Below are 16,312 nucleotides of genomic sequence, written 5' to 3'. Positions count from 1 at the left end.
TTTAATAACTTAAAAGTTCTGTTAAGAGAAGAATATATTAATCAAAAAAAATTGATTAATTAGTTGCATAAAGAGCTAAACTACATATATACTATAAATATCAAAAAAAATTGATGAAGGGAGAGTGAACTAAAATGGCACAAGATTTTCAGCTCTATGAGAAAAAATTTAAAGCGTTGGCGGATCAGAAACGTTTAGAAATTATGTATGAGCTTTGTCAGCGAGGTCAGACGTGTGTATGTGATTTAACTGAAGTTTTTGAAATGACGCAATCCAAGTTGTCCTATCATTTAAAAATCTTATTAGATGCAGGTTTAATTGTAAAAGAAACAAAAGGTACGTGGAGTTATTATGATTTAAATGATGCGGAAGTAAATAATTTATTATCAGAAGAATTATGCTGTATCTTTAGAAAAACAGGCAAAGGTAGCTGCTGTTAAAATTTTATTCTATTAATCAAAAAAAATTGATTAATTACATATAAAAGAGAGAAATTATCTATGAAATATATTTTGGTTTTTCATAGAAGAAGGGGGATAAAATGAAACGTTTATCTTTTCTAGATCGATATTTAACACTATGGATTTTTCTAGCTATGGCAGTTGGAATTGGTTTAGGGTTTGTGTTTCCTAGTGTAGTAGATGGACTGAATACATTACAAGTTGGAACGACGTCTATTCCGCTTGCTGCTGGTTTAATTGTCATGATGTATCCACCATTAGCAAAGGTTCGTTACGAGGAAATGGGCCGAGTATTTAAAGACGTAAAAGTATTGGTTTTATCTTTAGTACAAAACTGGATTATCGGACCTGTACTTATGTTTGTTTTAGCAATTATTTTTCTTCCTGATAAGCCAGAATACATGGTCGGGCTCATTATGATTGGTTTAGCACGCTGTATTGCCATGGTAATCGTTTGGAACGATCTTGCAGATGGGGATAAAGAGTATGCAGCAGGTTTAGTGGCTTTTAACTCAGTATTCCAAATGCTATTCTTCTCCGTTTATGCATACGTGTTTGTAACAGTCATTCCAGAATGGTTAGGAATTGAAGGGGCTATTGTCGATATTACAATGGTAGAAGTAGCGAAATCCGTGTTTATCTATTTGGGAATTCCTTTTATAGCAGGTATGTTGACGCGATTTGTACTCGTTAAGTTAAAAGGTAGACAGTGGTATGAAAAGGTGTTTATACCGAAGATTAGTCCACTTACATTACTTGCATTACTATTTACAATCATCGTTATGTTCTCTTTAAAAGGGGAAATGATTGTTAGCGTACCATTAGATGTAGTAAGAATAGCGATTCCGTTATTAATCTATTTTATTGTAATGTTTTTTGTTTCTTTCTTTATGGGAAGAAAAATTGGTGCAAACTATCCGGTGACGACAACGTTAGCATTTACAGCAGGTAGTAATAACTTTGAGTTAGCGATTGCTGTAGCAGTTGGTGTGTTTGGTATTCATTCGGGCGCAGCATTTGCAGCTGTTATCGGACCGTTAGTGGAAGTACCTGTAATGATTGCACTTGTAAACGTCGCTTTTTGGTTTAAGCGTAAATATTTTAATAATCAACCAGTATAATTAAAAACAAAGGCGGAAAACAACATGGAAAATAAAAAGACACTTTATTTCTTATGCACAGGAAATTCATGCCGAAGCCAAATGGCAGAAGCATGGGGCAAACAATATGTAGGGGATAAGTGGAATGTATATTCTGCAGGTATTGAAGCACATGGAGTAAATCCAAATGCTATTAAAGCGATGAAAGAAGTTAATATTGACATAACGAATCAAACATCAGATATAATTGATGTAAATATTTTAAATAACGCTGATTTAGTTGTTACCCTTTGTAGTCATGCGGATTCGGTTTGTCCTTCGACACCTCCGCACGTAAATCGTGTTCACTGGGGATTTGATGACCCGGCAGGAAAAGGGTGGTCTGAATTTCAACGTGTTCGCGATGAAATTGGAAAACGTATAAAGAGATTTTCTGAAACAGGGGAGTAAATAAAGGAAAGAGTCAATCTTCTATTGTATGATTGGCTCTTTTTTTATTGTACATAGTTATGACTGCATTGGTTCGCATAAATTACCGAAAAGCAGAGGATATTCTGTTGGGTTTATAAAGTTAGAAATGTATTTAATCATGTAGGTGTTCATAAATAATAAAGTCATATAAAAGATAATAAAGTTGCTTAGAATTAGAGGTGGTATGATGAATAATCACACTATCTTTCCCTTTTTATGTATAATTAAATAAAGGGATTTTTGGATATTGAAATAAAGGGTAGTATATTAGCGCAAGGGGGATAATGATGGATAAGTTGTTACAAGAAATCATAAATTGGTTAAAGATGAGAGATGAACAAATTGTTATCGGTATTTCAGGACATGGTGCAGCTGGAAAAACAACGTTTACTAATAGACTCGTAAACCTACTAAATCAAAATGAAGTAAATTATATTAATACAGATCCTTACATTGTTAGTTCGGATATCCGTAAGCATGCAGTGATTCACTATACATATCAAAAAGAAAATCATCGTTATAAAATGACAGCTTGTCATCCAGCTGCGCACCATTTGGCAGCTTTAGAAAGAGATATTCATATGGTTAGAGCTGGGATAGATTTTTATACGATAGATACGCATTATATGAAAAGCAAGTTGATTTCTTCGGAAAATAAAGTAACGATTGTGGAAGGAATGAGCGCCGCATTTATTAATCCTGATTTATTTGATTTGAAAATTTATTTTTATACAGATGGCGAAACGGAACTAATAAGAAGATCAAGCCGGGATATAGCTGAAAGGGGAGCCGATATAAATTATTTAAGGCAGTCTCATGAAGAACGCCGGCTTCAATATGAAGTATTTATGCATTCGTATAGTCAGCGTTTTGATATCATTATCAAAACCTCTGATGAAACAATATGTATAGAAAAAAATACATTTGAGTTTTATAAAGTTTAAATGAAAATCCTTAATTTGTTAATTGCATTATAACGGTTATTTTTTCTTATTTAGTACTTGTATTAAACAAATGTATTATTTAATCAATAATACATTCACTATGAAATAACTAGATTTTTAAAAAGATTTAGTAGCCTTCTTTCATCTACATAGATAGAAGGCTATTGTAATTTTGGCGACAAAATTACATAACTTTATTATTACTCCACAGTAGGATAGAATTCTTTATTTGAATACATTAGGTGTATCTTAAAAATCCTCACTTTAAAAGGTTTTTATTCGGAAGTACAAGAATGAATTTTTGCATGAAAGGGGAATAGGGTGAAACGTATAATAAGAAATGTAGTAATAAATTATTTTAAAGAAATTCATTCACTAATAGTGGAAGAAGAATTACATAAGAACAGTTGGCATACCGATCTACACTATAAAATTATCGTAAATGGAGATCGGTATTCCGCACGGTTTATCAATAGCGATCGAACAATCAATCCAGCTTTTGGGCCGTTATCAAATGAACAATTGAAAGAGCAAGTACGATTTACGTATTATTTACGAGAGCATGGAATCCCATTTATGCAGATTAAGGAGAATCAGGCGGGAGGGTCATTTACATTTGTTACTTGGAATGATGAACAGTACCGGTTTGTATTGTCTACTTGGATTGAAGGGGAGCATGTTACTCATTGTACAGAAACAATGGCAGAGATTTTTGGAAAGGAAGCAAGAAATATACATGATATTTCTAGTACATTTCAAAGCTCGACTTTTCAAAAGAAATCGCATTTAGATGGATATGGTGAGTTTATAAAGCTATTAGAAAATAAAGGTGGTACATGTAAGGAATTGCGGGGGTATATAGAGCTCGCTAAGTGTCATATAGAATGTGCACATACGAATAGTTTGGAGTTTATTGTACAAACTGATTTAAATCCTTTGAATGTTTTATGGGAATTAAGTCAAAAGGTAAAAGGAATTGTGGATTTTGAATCTATTAGTTATGTTGACCGCGTTGAAGGGTTAGCCTTTTTAGTAAAGTGGTATTCTCGAACAGAAGGAATACATTCGCATGAAGTATGTTCAAGTGTTGCTAGTTCATTTTTAGAAGGATATAAGGCTAATAATATTTTAACCTCAAACGATTATAAAAGACTGTCTTCATTATTATGGTTATCTGGTAGTTTGAATTGGAATTTTGTGAAGAAAACGCTAAATGTATTAGAAGATGCGGGGCAGCTAGAGGAACATTTTGAAGTTTATAGAGTGAGAGGAGAAAGACTATCTTCATTGTTAATTTGTAGATAACATTTATTGTCCTAATTTACGATTCAAAAAAGAAACAATATGGGGTGTCCGAAAATGAAAATACAAATTGTATTGTTTGATGGCTTCGGAGAACTTGTCTCTTTCGCGCCGTTTGAAGTACTGAAAAGAGCAATAGAAGAAGGGGCTCCGTTTACAGTTGAACTCGTATCAAGTGAACGAAAACAAGAAGTTACTACCTCGTTTGGAGTTACGGTTACACTACATGATTTTTTACGAATGGATAATCGCCCAGATTTGTTAATTGTACCTGGTGGTGGCTGGAATCATAAAGCTGAACATGGGGCACGAAAGCAAGCAGAGCTTGGAACACTGACAGAAACGATTAGAGAGATGCATAATGAAGGAACGATTGTTGCGGGAGTTTGTACAGGAGGTATGCTACTAGCAGCCTCAGGTATATTGAATGGTAAAAAGGCGACGATGCACCATTTGGCACAGGGTGAAATGAGTAAATATGGGGCAGAACTTCTTCATTACCGAATTGTAGATCAAGGCGATATTATTACTGCAAGAGGAGTTACTTCAGGAACTGATTTAGCTCTTTGGATTACGGAAAAGTTCGCAAGTTCTAAAATTGCAGCTGCTGTTGAATATAGAATGGAATATGAGAGGCGAGGTGTTGTTTGGAAGTAATTTAATTATATTTTTTGCTGCAGAGCGTATCAAATATTGTAAAAGAGAAAGAGCCAACTCATACGAGTAGGTTCTTTCATTTATATACTATATTGCTTATTTTTTCACAGTAATATCTTTTTCAAAAAATCATAAAATAGATAATATATTTTGTTCCACATTGATAATTATTTTCATTATATATTTATAAATTAGTAAAATTTAGTTTACAAATTTTCATATAGCTTATATAATTTGACTCATATAAAAAAGTTTCCTTAAGGAAACTTAAGCGCGGGTTTACATTCGCTTTATATTTTTTTGCTTAAAAGTTTCCTTTGCGCAAAATAATTATATACACGAAAAAAAGAAAGGGGAATGCATAAAAAATGGGTGAGGCTATAATTGTTAAAGATTTGTTTGTATCGTATCAAGGGAATCAAGTAGTTCAAAATGTCTCCTTCGATATTGAAAAAGGGAAGCTCGTTGGAATTATTGGTCCAAATGGAGCGGGGAAATCTACTTTAATGAAAGCTGTATTAGATTTAATCCCAAATGATAAGGGATATGTCCAAATTCTTGGAGAGGATATTCGAAGCGTTAGAAAGAGTGTTGCATATGTACCGCAAAGAAGTGATATAGATTGGGACTTTCCGATTACAGTTTTAGATGTCGTGCTAATTGGAACGTATCCATCTTTAGGTATGATGAAAAGACCGAAGAAAGAGCATCGGGATTGGGCGTTTGATTGCTTAAAAAAAGTCGGAATGGAAGAGTTTAAAAATCGCCAAATCGGTGAGTTGTCAGGTGGACAACAACAACGTGTCTTTTTGGCGAGAGCTTTAGCGCAAAAGGCGGAAATATTCTTCTTAGATGAGCCGTTTGTCGGAATTGATGTAACAAGTGAAGAGACAATCATTAAAATTCTTAGGGAACTACGTAAAGAAGGAAAAACGATTGTCGTTGTCCATCATGATTTAAGTAAAGCAGAATCGTATTTTGATAAATTACTATTAATGAATAAAAGCTTAATTCATTACGGAGAAGTACGCCAAGTATTAGAACCAACTGTTATGTCAAAAGCGTATGTGAATCAAGGAATATTGTTTAATAATGCAGCGGAGGTACATTCATCATGAAGATTGTAGAATTTATAGATGCATTAACGCAGTATAGTTTTCTGCAGAAGGCGTTATTAACTTCCGTTATGGTAGGAATTATCTGTGGTGTCATTGGATGTTTTATTATTTTACGAGGTATGGCATTAATGGGTGATGCCATTTCACATGCTGTTCTTCCAGGAGTAGCGCTTTCTTATATGATTGGAATGAACTATTTTATAGGAGCGGTTTTAACAGGTGTTATTACTGCAGTAGGAATCGGATTTGTAAGTCAAAATAGTCGTATTAAACATGATATGGCGATAGGAATTATGTTTACATCTGTTTTCGCTGTAGGGATTATTTTAATTACCTTTATGAAGAGTAGTTCTGATTTGTATCATATTTTATTCGGGAATGTCTTATCGGTTCGTTCTTCTGATATGTGGATGACACTGATTATTGGAGTGGTCATTATTGGTCTTGTAATGTTGTTTTACAAAGAATTACTCGTATCCACGTTTGATCCAACGATGGCGCAAAGCTATGGATTACCGAATAAATGGATTCATTATGGCTTAATGATTCTCCTTACAATGGTTACAGTAGCTTCACTTCAAACTGTTGGAATTATTCTAGTCGTTGCGATGCTTATTACACCAGCGGCTACAGCGTATTTATTAACAAACCGTTTATGGGTCATGATTTATTTAGCAGCAGGCATTGGTGCGCTTTCATCTGTAGTAGGGTTATATTTTAGTTTCTCTTATAATCTTGCTTCAGGTGCAACAATTGTTCTTGTCGCAACATTCTTGTTCGGATTGGCATTCTTTTTCTCACCGTCACAAGGTTTGTTTTGGAGAGCTATCAAAATTAGAAAAAATAGAGCAGAGTTGTCATAATTGATTGGAGGATAATGATGAAATTTAAAAATGTTGTATTATCGGTAATTTGTATTTTTGTATTTGCATTAACAGCGTGTTCGAGTAACACAAATGGAAAAGAAGAGGGTAATGGAAAATTAAAAGTTGTAACTACATACTCCATTATATATGATATGGTGAAGCAAATTGGTGGAGATAAAGTTGAGATTCATAGTCTTGTTCCAATCGGAGCTAACCCGCATGAATATGATCCACTACCAAAAGATGTTATGAAAATGACAGATGCAGATATGGTATTTTACAATGGGCTAAACCTAGAAGAAGGTGGAGCGTGGTTTAAAAAGCTATTAAAAACGGCAAATAAATCAGCGAAAGATGCACCGGTTTATAAAGTAAGTGAAGGTGTAGAAGCTATTTACTTAGAAACAAAAGGATTAGAAAAAGAACCAGACCCACATGCTTGGATGAATATTAAAAATGGTATTTTATACGCTGAAAATGTGAAGCAGGCATTAATTAAAGAAGATCCTAAAAATAAAGAGTTCTATACTAAAAATGCTGATGAGTATGTAGCAGAACTTCAAAAGTTACACGATGAGACAGTAAACAGAATTCATCAAATTCCTGAAGAAAAACGTTTCTTAATCTCTAGCGAAGGTGCTTTTAAATACTTTGGAAAAGCATATGACATTAAGACGGGATACATTTGGGAAATTAACTCAGAGAATCAAGGTACGCCAGATCAAATTAGAGATGTTGTAAGTTTAATTCAAACAAACAAAGTGCCAGCTTTATTTGTTGAAACAAGTGTAGATCGACGTAGTATGGAAACTGTTTCAAAAGAAACAAACGTGCCAATTGCAGGGACAATTTTTACAGACTCACTAGGTAAATCAGGTGAGGATGGAGATACTTACTTAAAAATGATGAAATGGAATATAGATACCATTATTAATGGGCTACAAAAGTAGGATTTATCTGTTTTTCAATGTAGCGTAACTATTGAATTTTTATAAAATAAGAGATGAAAGAGCTAGCTCATATGAGTTGGCTCTTTTATTTATCCCAATATTTGCGGGCGGATAAGATTTCCTCCTTAAAAATTCAGCGAATGGGAGGGAGGGCTGCCCGTAAAATCCCACTGAATATGTACTAATAATCAGTGGGGGTGACAAAACTTCTACTAATTAAAGTTTCATTTTATAATTTTTACTTTATTAAAAGTAGATTTGTTAGAAAGGATAATCATTTATTGATATAATGAATGGATGCGAAGCAGGAAATAGATAGAAAGATACTGCTAGTAATTTATACTTAAAATGTAGGGAGATTGAACAGAGTTATGGGGACAGAAAAAGAAATTAGTTCCGCTAAATTAATATGGAAGATGACGCGCCCACATACATTAACGGCGACGTTTTCTCCTGTAATTTTAGGGACAGTGGCATCACTTTATGTTGCCAAAATTGATTGGCTGTTATTTATTGCGATGATGGTTGCATGTTTAGCATTGCAAATAGCAACTAACTTATTTAATGAGTACTATGATTTTAAACGTGGATTAGATACCGCTGAATCCGTTGGCATCGGTGGCGGAATTGTCCGTCATGGATTGAAGCCAAAAAATGTGTTAACAGTTGCACTTTTATTATATGTCGTAGCAGCTTTTATTGGCATTTATATTTGTATGAATAGTAGTTGGTGGTTAGTGGTTATTGGTTTAATTGGAATGGCGGTTGGCTATTTATATACAGGTGGTCCATTACCAATTGCGTACACTCCGTTTGGAGAATTAGTTTCTGGATTGTTAATGGGGACATGTTTTGTACTTATTGCTTTCTTTATTCAAACAAATACGATAACGATTGAAAGTGTATTGATTTCCATTCCAATTGGGATTTTAGTCGGTGCAATCAATATGTCAAATAACATCCGAGATATAGAAGAAGATATTAAAGGTGGAAGAAAGACATTAGTAATCCTCCTTGGGAGAGAAAAAGCCATAGTAACACTAGCGGTAGCCTTTTTCATTGCGTATTTATGGATTGCCGTAATTGTATTAATGGGTTATATAAGCCCTTGGGCATTAGTTATGTTCCTAGGTTTGAGAAAGCCAATCTCTGCTATTCAAAGTTTCCAAAAAGGAGCAAAGGACCCTGGGTATATGCGCATCGCAATGAAATCAACAGCAATGACAAATACGATTTTTGGCTTCTTATTATCGGCAGGATTATTAATTAGTTATCTGTTTTAGATAAAAAATCTTGTTAAATAACTTAACCCCAATTTCTCAATTTTAATATGGAGAAATTGGGGTTTTTATTTTGACTTTGTTTAATGCTAAAAACAGTTTCATTTGAAATATAAATACCAATAAATTGCAACTTCATCATTTTCAATATCTAAACCTTTATAAACAAGAAAATCAAACCCACCAATTACAAATCCACATTTTTCATAAAATTTACATGCTGCGACATTATTATTTTGCGTTTCAAGCATGATCCCGGGCATGTTGCCTTCTTTTGCCCATCGCTTTGCCTGATCAACCAATCTTTTACCAACTCCGAGTGTACGATGTTTTTTATCCACCGTTATATCTTCTATGTAAGCATAGTGATTCCAATTCTTTTTCAATACCATTAATCCAATGATTTGGTTATGTAACAGTGCTATGTAAATGACTTGATTAGGTTTATTTATATATTCATTGTAAGCCAGTTCTTCATTATCATCTTGATTTTGTAAATAACTTTTTTCATAACTTGGAACGTCTTCTACTGTATATTCTATGCGTCTATTTACTTTGGAAAGAGAAAGAATTAACCGAGCATTCACTATAAAACTGTCATCGATCTTCGGGAAATTGTCTAAATCATTTGTTTCTAACTCTCTAATTAAAAGATTCATCGGAGCACCTCCACATAATAATATTTCTTCTAGTTCTTTATTTGATTCAAATGAATTCCAATTACAAAATTATAATAGAATTTCAATAGTATGGCTAACTCAGTATTTTATCTTTATAACAGCATACTATTATCTTGATATAAAAATTTTGTTTAGAAAGAGTAGTATTTTTTATTTTGGATGTATATCCAGTTTTCAAATTTAACTGTATTAGAGAAAACAATATTTTTCTAAAGAGTGGATGCAGTACGCTATTCTTTAACTAATTTCGACATTATCTGCATTTTATCTTCACCTTCCTCTATTAATCTATTTATTGTAAATATCAACTGGAGTTAATGCTTAGCTGTATAAATAATGAATATGAAAATTAGTAGGGAAAGGATCGAAACATAATGAAAGAATCACAAAATAAGAAAAAAACAAATGTAGGAACTAAGGCAATACTATCTCTAGGGGTTGTTTTAGCAACGACCTTTTTCACATTCTTTTTAATTGGGAAATGGAACTCTATCCCAGCGAAGGGAGTAGCTAATGAAAGTAGTAATCAAGTTAATACGCAACAACAAGAAAAGAAAAAGGAGACACCACCAGCAAAACAGAAAAGACCTGATGGAAAACCGGTAGGAAAGGTTGTTTATTTAACATTCGATGACGGTCCTAGCGAATTAACTGGGAAATTTTTAGATGTACTAAAAGAGCAACATGTTGCTTCGACATTTTTTATGCAAGGTAGCAATTTACAGAATACCGCTTTTCAGGAAAACGTAAAGCGAGCGGTAAAAGAAGGACATTATATTGGTGCTCATAGTATGACACATAATAGTGATAAGTTATACAAAAAAGGACAATTTGTACCGGAGATGAAAGAAACGTTAGCTCTTATCCATAATATTACGGGTACAACTCCTAAACTAGTTCGTCCGCCATATGGATCTGCACCAGGATTAAAGGGCGAGGAAATTCGTAACCAAATTGTAGAAGCAGGAATAAAAGTTTGGGATTGGACGATAGATTCAAATGATTGGAAATTAAAAGGTAATCCACAGCAAATTATAGAGAATGTAAAGCGTACAACAACAGAAGATGTGGAAGTAGTTCTAATGCATGAAAAACCACAAACATTACAAGCGCTTCCTGAAATTATTAAATTTTATAAGGAAAAAGGATATGAATTCGGGGTATACAATGAAGCGGATCATTTTCAACTAAACTTCCAGAAAGATCAACGTCTATAGTATCAAATAAATAAATTAAGAGCATGTTCTGATTCATCTTTCTTCAGGACATGCTTTTTTTGCTTGTTTCTATAAGCTCATTAGTACCAATTTAACAAAGCATCAGTTACAAGTTACTTTATGGATACCTCATTTTAGAATAACTAACTTATAGAAAAAATTGAATAATTTTCATGTGTAAGGAGATTTTAAGAAGGATATAGAGGGGATATTTTCCTTTTGTTTTCTAGATAAATGATTACTTACCCAAAACATTATAGTGGAACGGTTTCTAAAGCTTGTCTGTCAAGAAATCCTAACACTAAAGTTCAAGTATAAAAACATAAACCACTCGATAAATGGGGTAGTATGATGAAAAAACTTAGTAGAAAGCGTTTGAGAAAAGATATTCAGGAACTTGAGAGTGCAAGTATGCTGCTCCATAATAATCAAGAGTGTGAACTCAAGCAGAATGTATCTGCGAATGAAGAAGTTTTGAGACAAGTTTTTGAAAATTGTTCCGATATTGTTTTTCGTCCAATAATCATAGATAGTCAAAATAAAATTCTTTTTATTTATATAGATGGATTAGTCGACACTAAAGCTGTGGAACAAGTTGTTTTGAAACCAATGATGTTCGAAGGTCTGCCTAGTGGAGTAAAGAGTGTGGATTCGGTAGGAGAAATTATACAAAATCAGCTAATTGCGGTTTCTCAAGTAAAGACAATCTCTAAAGTTCGTGAGGTTATAGAAGCAGTATTGAAAGCGAATATCGTCATTTTAACAGAAGGAGAGAGTCAAGCTCTAGTCGCTGATTTAAAAGGTTTTGAAAAACGAGGTATTGAAGAGCCGGCTGCCGAGATTTCTGTTCGTGGCCCTCGGGACGGATTTACGGAAACAATAAGGGTCAATACGAGCCTGATTCGCCGAAGAATTCGAAGCCAAAAACTAAAAATGGAACCTTATTCGATTGGGGAATTGTCACAGACAGATGTGGTAATTGCCTATATTGAGGGAATTGCACCTGATTCGGTTTTGGATGAAGTTCGCCAAAGGGTAAAGCGAATTCAAATTGATGGAGTGTTGGAGTCAGCTTTCATTGAAGAGTTTATTGAGGACCAACCCTTTTCTCCCTTTCCACAAATTCAAAATACTGAGCGGCCAGATGCGGTTTGTGCAAGTTTATTAGAGGGGAAAGTCGCCATTTTAGTAGATAACACACCTTTCGTTTTGATCGTTCCTATGACATTTTGGACAGGTCTGCAAGCAGCGGAGGATTATTATGAACGCTCCATCTACACAACTTTTGTTCGATGGATTCGTTTAATATTAATTAATATTTCATTATTTCTTCCTTCTCTCTATGTTGCTATTACAACCTTTCACCCTAAATTAATTCCGACAAATTTGCTTATTAGTATTGCAGCTGCGCGAGAAGGCATTCCTTTCCCGGCTGTCATAGAAGCGCTAATGATGGAGTTTTTATTTGAAGGTTTGAGGGAAGCGGGGGTTCGGTTACCAAAACCTGTTGGATCCGCAGTTAGTATTGTCGGAGCACTTGTTATCGGGCAAGCTGCTGTGCAAGCAGGTATTATTTCGGCACCTTTGGTCATTGTTGTGGCGACGACCGGTATTGCGTCATTTGCATTCCCGCGCTACAACTTAGGAACAGCTTACCGGATGTTACGCTTTCCTATGCTGTTATTGGCAGGAATGCTCGGGCTATACGGTGTTGCAATAAGTACCCTTGCGATTTTGATTCATTTAACTAACATTCGTTCTTTTGGCATTCCGTATTTAAGTCCAGTTGCACCTCAGACTCCTCGTGATTTAAAGGATGTTTTTCTCCGAACACCTCGTTGGAATATGACCCACCGCCCAATAATGGTATCTGGTGAAGAGAAAGTCCGTTTTCCAGGTGGACAAAAGCCAGATGAGAAACGGGGAGGGGAAACAGAATGAGCCTGCACAAGGCACTCTGTATGATACTGGTCATTTCTTTATGCTTCTTGACGGGATGTTGGGATCGGACAGAATTAAATGATTTGGCAATAGAATTAGGATGGGGACTTGATCAAGCGAAGAATAATAAGATTGAAATTAGTGCTCAGTTTATTATTCCATCAAAAATGGGAATGGGACAGAGCGGAAGAAGTAATGCAGGAAAAGCGTTTTTTACAGAATCGGGAACGGGAAAGGATACACATGAAGCTATACAAATGATGCAAACAAAAATGTCGAGAGAAATTTTTCGAGGGCACCAGCGTGTAATATTGATTGGAGAAAAAATGGCTAAAAGTGGTCTTGCTCCAGTTTTAGATGCATATAGCCGCGATCCTGATATTCGATTACGAGTAGGTGTGTTCGTCATAAAAGGGAATACTGCAAAAGATTTTCTGAAAGCGTCCATCCCTTTAGAGTCTATCCCGGCACTTGGGGCACTTAAAGAGCATATGCAAATAGAGGCAGCGGGAGATATGTCTTTATTAAATTTTCTTATTGCTGGTACGAGTGATGGAATCACCCCGATTTTGCCCGTTATTAAACTAAATGTGTCTCATGAAAAAGGTAAAACCGTGGTCAAAGGATTTCAAATTGTAGGCGGTGCTATATTTAACAACGATTTCAAATTGGTAGGATACTTGAACATGCAGGAATGGTTAACTACTCTTTGGATAGTGAATCGTTTAAGTAAACAGACAGTTACAGCAACGGCCTCTAAAGGAAATGGTAGTGCAAGTTTATATATGACAAAGATCAATAGAAAAATCATACCTACTATACAAGGGGACACAATTAAGTGTGACATTGTTTTTTCTGGTGAAGGAACAATTCAGGAGAACAATACGAATTTAGATCTTTCGCAGCCAAAAAATCTTACTCTTTTAGAACATGTATTGGAAAAACAGTCCGAAAAGGAAGCTCTCCAAACTATTAAAAAGGTTCAAAAACAATACGGAACCGATATCTTTGGATTTGGAGAAGCCATTCATCAAAAATATCCATCCGAATGGAAAGGGTTAAAAAAGAATTGGAGTAAACAATTTCGAAAAGTGGAGGTTTCTGTTCATACAAAGCTTACTATTCGGCGAGTAGGACTGACTGGACCACCGTTGCAGTTGAAGAAAAATGAAATGAAAAAATAAGGAGGAATATAGAGTGTGAGAAATTCGATGAAAATCTCTGGCAGGCAAATCTTTTGGATGATGTTCACATTTGAAGTGGGACAATCACTCCTTCTAGTTATTCCAGCGACGATTCGTACTGTCAAACAAGATGCGTGGATCTCGATTTTGATTGCAGGAGTGATAGGGGTTGCTCTTACTTTTTTGGCAACTACACTTGGTTCGCTTTATCCGAAACAAACTCTCATTGAATTTAGTCAAACTATTCTTGGTAAATGGCTAGGAAAGCTACTGATGATTCCTTACTTCTTTGGGTGGTACATGATAATTTGGATAACCGTCCGTGAATTTGGTGAATTCATTATTATCGCTTTGTTTCATAATACACCTTTGTGGGTCATTGTCTTTACTGCGATGTTATTGCTCATTTTTATCATTTACCAAGGAGGGGTGGAAGGTATTGGACGTTTAAGTGAAATCATAGGGCCAATTGTACTTTTAATGATAACGTTTATAATCATTTTGAATGTTGGCAATATGAATTGGGATTATATGCGGCCTATTTATCACGATTCTGGCTGGCTTCCCATCCTTAAAGGTTCCTATACCCCTGTAGCCGCATTTTTTGGAGAGGCTGTTATGATGATGATGTTCGTTTTCTTTATGGATAAACCAGAGCAAGCGTCATCAAGGGCGATGTTGGGGGTAGGATTAGCCGTTTTCATGGTAACAATCGGAACATTAGCGGTCATTTTAACATTCGGTCCGAATTTATCTTCAAGTTTTTTGTATCCGGTTTACGATTTGAGCCGATACATATCTGTCATGGAGTTCATTCAAAATGTGGATATTTTGATAGTTATTATTTGGTTTTTTAGTATTTTTGTGAAATTGGCGTTATACATGTTTATCGCTTGTTATGGAACAGCACAAATATTTCATTTGAAGGATTGGCGAAAAGTAGCGTTAGTTCTTGCTCCTATTTCGTTCATCATAGCTGTGTCAGTTAAAAATATCCAAACATTTACCCATTATTACTACATATTTTTCGTAATTCCAATTGCATTTCCCGTTTATGAGCTAGGGATTCCTTTACTGTTATTGGTGGTTGGCAAAATTCGAAGGAAATATGCATAATCCCAATCGGTAATATATTTGGAGGGCAGGTATACTTTTAGTTTTTTGACTAATATAAAAAGAGAAAAATCCTACTTATAAGTGTAGGATTTTTCGTTTGTATATTACGTTACAAGAGTTTCCTTATTTTCTCCGGAATGTCCTTTTTAGAAATGTATGCAACAGAGCCTTTATAGTAAGAGTATTTTGTTGGGGATAATCAAAAAACATATATTGCAATATAAAAATTCACTTTAATACTAAAGGATACATGACAACGATTCCTATAAATTCTTCTCAATAATTGAAAATAAAATCAATCCAGATTATTATATTGTTATTGTAATTATAAATATAATTACATTTTATTGAAGGAGGATACAAAGATGAAAAACTCAAAAGGCTCTATTGAATCAGAGATAAGCAAAGCAATTACTCACTGGGAAAAGGACTACCTAGGACGCGGGTCTATATCCGTTAAGACAGATATATTACGGGATATGATTATCGTAAATTTACAAGGGATTTTAACGCCGGCTGAATATACGGTTTGCGAAACAAAAGACGGTATGTTAACGATAAAGAAAAATCGTTCGGAGTTAGTTGAATCTGGAATTGAAGATCTAAAAGAGATTATACTAGAATTAACTGGAGAGAAAGTGAAAAGCTTTCATACGGATATAAGCTCCCGTACAGGTGAACGAGTAATGATTTTTAAATTGCTTCATAATCTTGAGGAGAAATTTTAAAAATACCTTAAGGTTAGTGGAAGGATTAAGAAACCTACAAGTTTTGCAATTTGTTTAACTTTATTAACATGCTAATAATTAAAAATTTGAAGTTATTAAGGTATAATAAATTCTGATTGAAATAACGTTCAAAAAACGGATAAATAAATTGACAAACTGCTTAATATGGTTTATCTTATAATTGTTTTAAAAAATTGATAGATGCTCATTTTAACAGTTTGCTATAATTAAGGCTTTAGCATTTTTTTAATATGTAATATTGACTAAATGAAAAAGTTTCTTAATTAAAAGATAGCG

Annotated in this window: 16 protein-coding genes; 15 read left to right on the top strand and 1 reads right to left on the bottom strand. The window is 34.4% G+C overall.

Annotation, left to right across the window (positions count from 1 at the left end; all coding sequences use genetic code 11):
- The first annotated feature begins 134 nt into the window (after nucleotides 1–134).
- The 10 genes from arsR to menA all read left to right on the top strand — a co-directional run bounded on the left by arsR (nucleotide 135) and on the right by menA (nucleotide 9,152).
- Entirely contained in the window at nucleotides 135–440 is a 306-nt protein-coding gene (gene arsR / locus CN409_RS01345) for an arsenical resistance operon transcriptional regulator ArsR (protein WP_000046018.1), read from the top strand.
- Nucleotides 441–541: 101 nt separating this feature from the next.
- Entirely contained in the window at nucleotides 542–1,582 is a 1,041-nt protein-coding gene (gene arsB / locus CN409_RS01340) for an ACR3 family arsenite efflux transporter (protein ID WP_074789715.1), read from the top strand.
- 24 nt (nucleotides 1,583–1,606) lie between these two features.
- A complete protein-coding gene (arsC, locus tag CN409_RS01335; RefSeq protein WP_000428375.1) occupies nucleotides 1,607–2,011 on the top strand; it encodes an arsenate reductase (thioredoxin) in 405 nt (134 codons plus the stop codon).
- A gap of 308 nt (nucleotides 2,012–2,319) precedes the next feature.
- Entirely contained in the window at nucleotides 2,320–2,976 is a 657-nt protein-coding gene (locus CN409_RS01330) for a uridine kinase family protein (RefSeq protein ID WP_097981006.1), read from the top strand.
- A gap of 321 nt (nucleotides 2,977–3,297) precedes the next feature.
- Entirely contained in the window at nucleotides 3,298–4,281 is a 984-nt protein-coding gene (locus CN409_RS01325) for a phosphotransferase (protein ID WP_141527676.1), read from the top strand.
- A 54-nt stretch (nucleotides 4,282–4,335) separates the two neighbouring features.
- Nucleotides 4,336–4,935: a DJ-1/PfpI family protein gene (locus CN409_RS01315; protein WP_000701570.1), complete on the top strand. Its 600-nt coding sequence runs from the start codon at nucleotides 4,336–4,338 to the stop codon at nucleotides 4,933–4,935.
- Between the two features lie 368 nt (nucleotides 4,936–5,303).
- On the top strand, nucleotides 5,304–6,053 hold the full coding sequence (locus tag CN409_RS01310) for a metal ABC transporter ATP-binding protein (RefSeq protein ID WP_000503231.1): 750 nt from the start codon (nucleotides 5,304–5,306) through the stop codon (nucleotides 6,051–6,053).
- The gene (locus CN409_RS01305; protein ID WP_000706183.1) at nucleotides 6,050–6,916 is read left to right on the top strand and encodes a metal ABC transporter permease; all 867 of its coding nucleotides are present in this window, start codon (nucleotides 6,050–6,052) and stop codon (nucleotides 6,914–6,916) included. Before CN409_RS01310 ends, CN409_RS01305 begins: the two co-directional genes overlap by 4 nt.
- A gap of 17 nt (nucleotides 6,917–6,933) precedes the next feature.
- Complete coding sequence (mntA, locus tag CN409_RS01300; RefSeq protein ID WP_000669597.1) at nucleotides 6,934–7,869, top strand: manganese ABC transporter substrate-binding protein/adhesin MntA; 936 nt, start codon at nucleotides 6,934–6,936, stop codon at nucleotides 7,867–7,869.
- Nucleotides 7,870–8,240: 371 nt separating this feature from the next.
- Entirely contained in the window at nucleotides 8,241–9,152 is a 912-nt protein-coding gene (menA, locus tag CN409_RS01295) for a 1,4-dihydroxy-2-naphthoate polyprenyltransferase (protein WP_000536383.1), read from the top strand.
- Nucleotides 9,153–9,250: 98 nt separating this feature from the next.
- On the opposite strand, the gene satA is transcribed toward menA, so the two are convergent.
- A complete protein-coding gene (gene satA, locus CN409_RS01290; RefSeq protein ID WP_016098684.1) occupies nucleotides 9,251–9,808 on the bottom strand; it encodes a streptothricin N-acetyltransferase SatA in 558 nt (185 codons plus the stop codon).
- Nucleotides 9,809–10,203: 395 nt separating this feature from the next.
- Here satA and CN409_RS01285 point away from each other — a divergent pair, with 395 nt between their 5' ends.
- From CN409_RS01285 to CN409_RS01265, 5 genes are all read left to right on the top strand, one after another.
- Nucleotides 10,204–11,046, top strand: a complete 843-nt coding sequence (locus CN409_RS01285; RefSeq protein WP_000665156.1) for a polysaccharide deacetylase family protein — start codon at nucleotides 10,204–10,206, stop codon at nucleotides 11,044–11,046.
- Between the two features lie 348 nt (nucleotides 11,047–11,394).
- Nucleotides 11,395–12,987, top strand: a complete 1,593-nt coding sequence (locus CN409_RS01280; RefSeq protein ID WP_081144014.1) for a spore germination protein — start codon at nucleotides 11,395–11,397, stop codon at nucleotides 12,985–12,987.
- Nucleotides 12,984–14,171 carry a Ger(x)C family spore germination protein gene (locus tag CN409_RS01275; RefSeq protein ID WP_000052107.1) on the top strand — a complete coding sequence of 396 codons (1,188 nt, stop codon included), beginning with the start codon at nucleotides 12,984–12,986 and terminating at the stop codon, nucleotides 14,169–14,171. The genes CN409_RS01280 and CN409_RS01275 overlap by 4 nt, the downstream gene beginning before the upstream one ends.
- Before the next feature lie 27 nt (nucleotides 14,172–14,198).
- Complete coding sequence (locus CN409_RS01270; RefSeq protein ID WP_033668948.1) at nucleotides 14,199–15,287, top strand: GerAB/ArcD/ProY family transporter; 1,089 nt, start codon at nucleotides 14,199–14,201, stop codon at nucleotides 15,285–15,287.
- 365 nt (nucleotides 15,288–15,652) lie between these two features.
- Nucleotides 15,653–16,015, top strand: coding sequence for a Na-translocating system protein MpsC family protein (locus tag CN409_RS01265; protein ID WP_000798165.1), 363 nt, complete (start codon nucleotides 15,653–15,655; stop codon nucleotides 16,013–16,015).
- Nucleotides 16,016–16,312 lie beyond the last annotated feature (297 nt).

This window comes from Bacillus sp. AFS012607, assembly GCF_002558005.1.
Classification (GTDB): domain Bacteria; phylum Bacillota; class Bacilli; order Bacillales; family Bacillaceae_G; genus Bacillus_A; species Bacillus_A thuringiensis_S.
This window is presented reverse-complemented; position numbering and strand designations above follow the sequence as displayed.

Excerpts from the sequence above, each read along its gene's own strand:
- arsR (WP_000046018.1), top strand. The coding sequence starts at position 135 with ATGGCACAAGATTTTCAGCTCTATGAGAAAAAATTTAAAGCGTTGGCG.
- mntA (WP_000669597.1), top strand. The coding sequence starts at position 6,934 with ATGAAATTTAAAAATGTTGTATTATCGGTAATTTGTATTTTTGTATTT.
- CN409_RS01310 (WP_000503231.1), top strand. The coding sequence starts at position 5,304 with ATGGGTGAGGCTATAATTGTTAAAGATTTGTTTGTATCGTATCAAGGG.
- CN409_RS01315 (WP_000701570.1), top strand. The coding sequence starts at position 4,336 with ATGAAAATACAAATTGTATTGTTTGATGGCTTCGGAGAACTTGTCTCT.
- CN409_RS01270 (WP_033668948.1), top strand. The coding sequence starts at position 14,199 with ATGAAAATCTCTGGCAGGCAAATCTTTTGGATGATGTTCACATTTGAA.
- CN409_RS01280 (WP_081144014.1), top strand. The coding sequence starts at position 11,395 with ATGATGAAAAAACTTAGTAGAAAGCGTTTGAGAAAAGATATTCAGGAA.
- CN409_RS01330 (WP_097981006.1), top strand. The coding sequence starts at position 2,320 with ATGGATAAGTTGTTACAAGAAATCATAAATTGGTTAAAGATGAGAGAT.
- arsC (WP_000428375.1), top strand. The coding sequence starts at position 1,607 with ATGGAAAATAAAAAGACACTTTATTTCTTATGCACAGGAAATTCATGC.
- menA (WP_000536383.1), top strand. The coding sequence starts at position 8,241 with ATGGGGACAGAAAAAGAAATTAGTTCCGCTAAATTAATATGGAAGATG.
- CN409_RS01285 (WP_000665156.1), top strand. The coding sequence starts at position 10,204 with ATGAAAGAATCACAAAATAAGAAAAAAACAAATGTAGGAACTAAGGCA.
- arsB (WP_074789715.1), top strand. The coding sequence starts at position 542 with ATGAAACGTTTATCTTTTCTAGATCGATATTTAACACTATGGATTTTT.
- satA (WP_016098684.1), bottom strand. The coding sequence starts at position 9,808 with ATGAATCTTTTAATTAGAGAGTTAGAAACAAATGATTTAGACAATTTC.
- CN409_RS01265 (WP_000798165.1), top strand. The coding sequence starts at position 15,653 with ATGAAAAACTCAAAAGGCTCTATTGAATCAGAGATAAGCAAAGCAATT.
- CN409_RS01305 (WP_000706183.1), top strand. The coding sequence starts at position 6,050 with ATGAAGATTGTAGAATTTATAGATGCATTAACGCAGTATAGTTTTCTG.
- CN409_RS01275 (WP_000052107.1), top strand. The coding sequence starts at position 12,984 with ATGAGCCTGCACAAGGCACTCTGTATGATACTGGTCATTTCTTTATGC.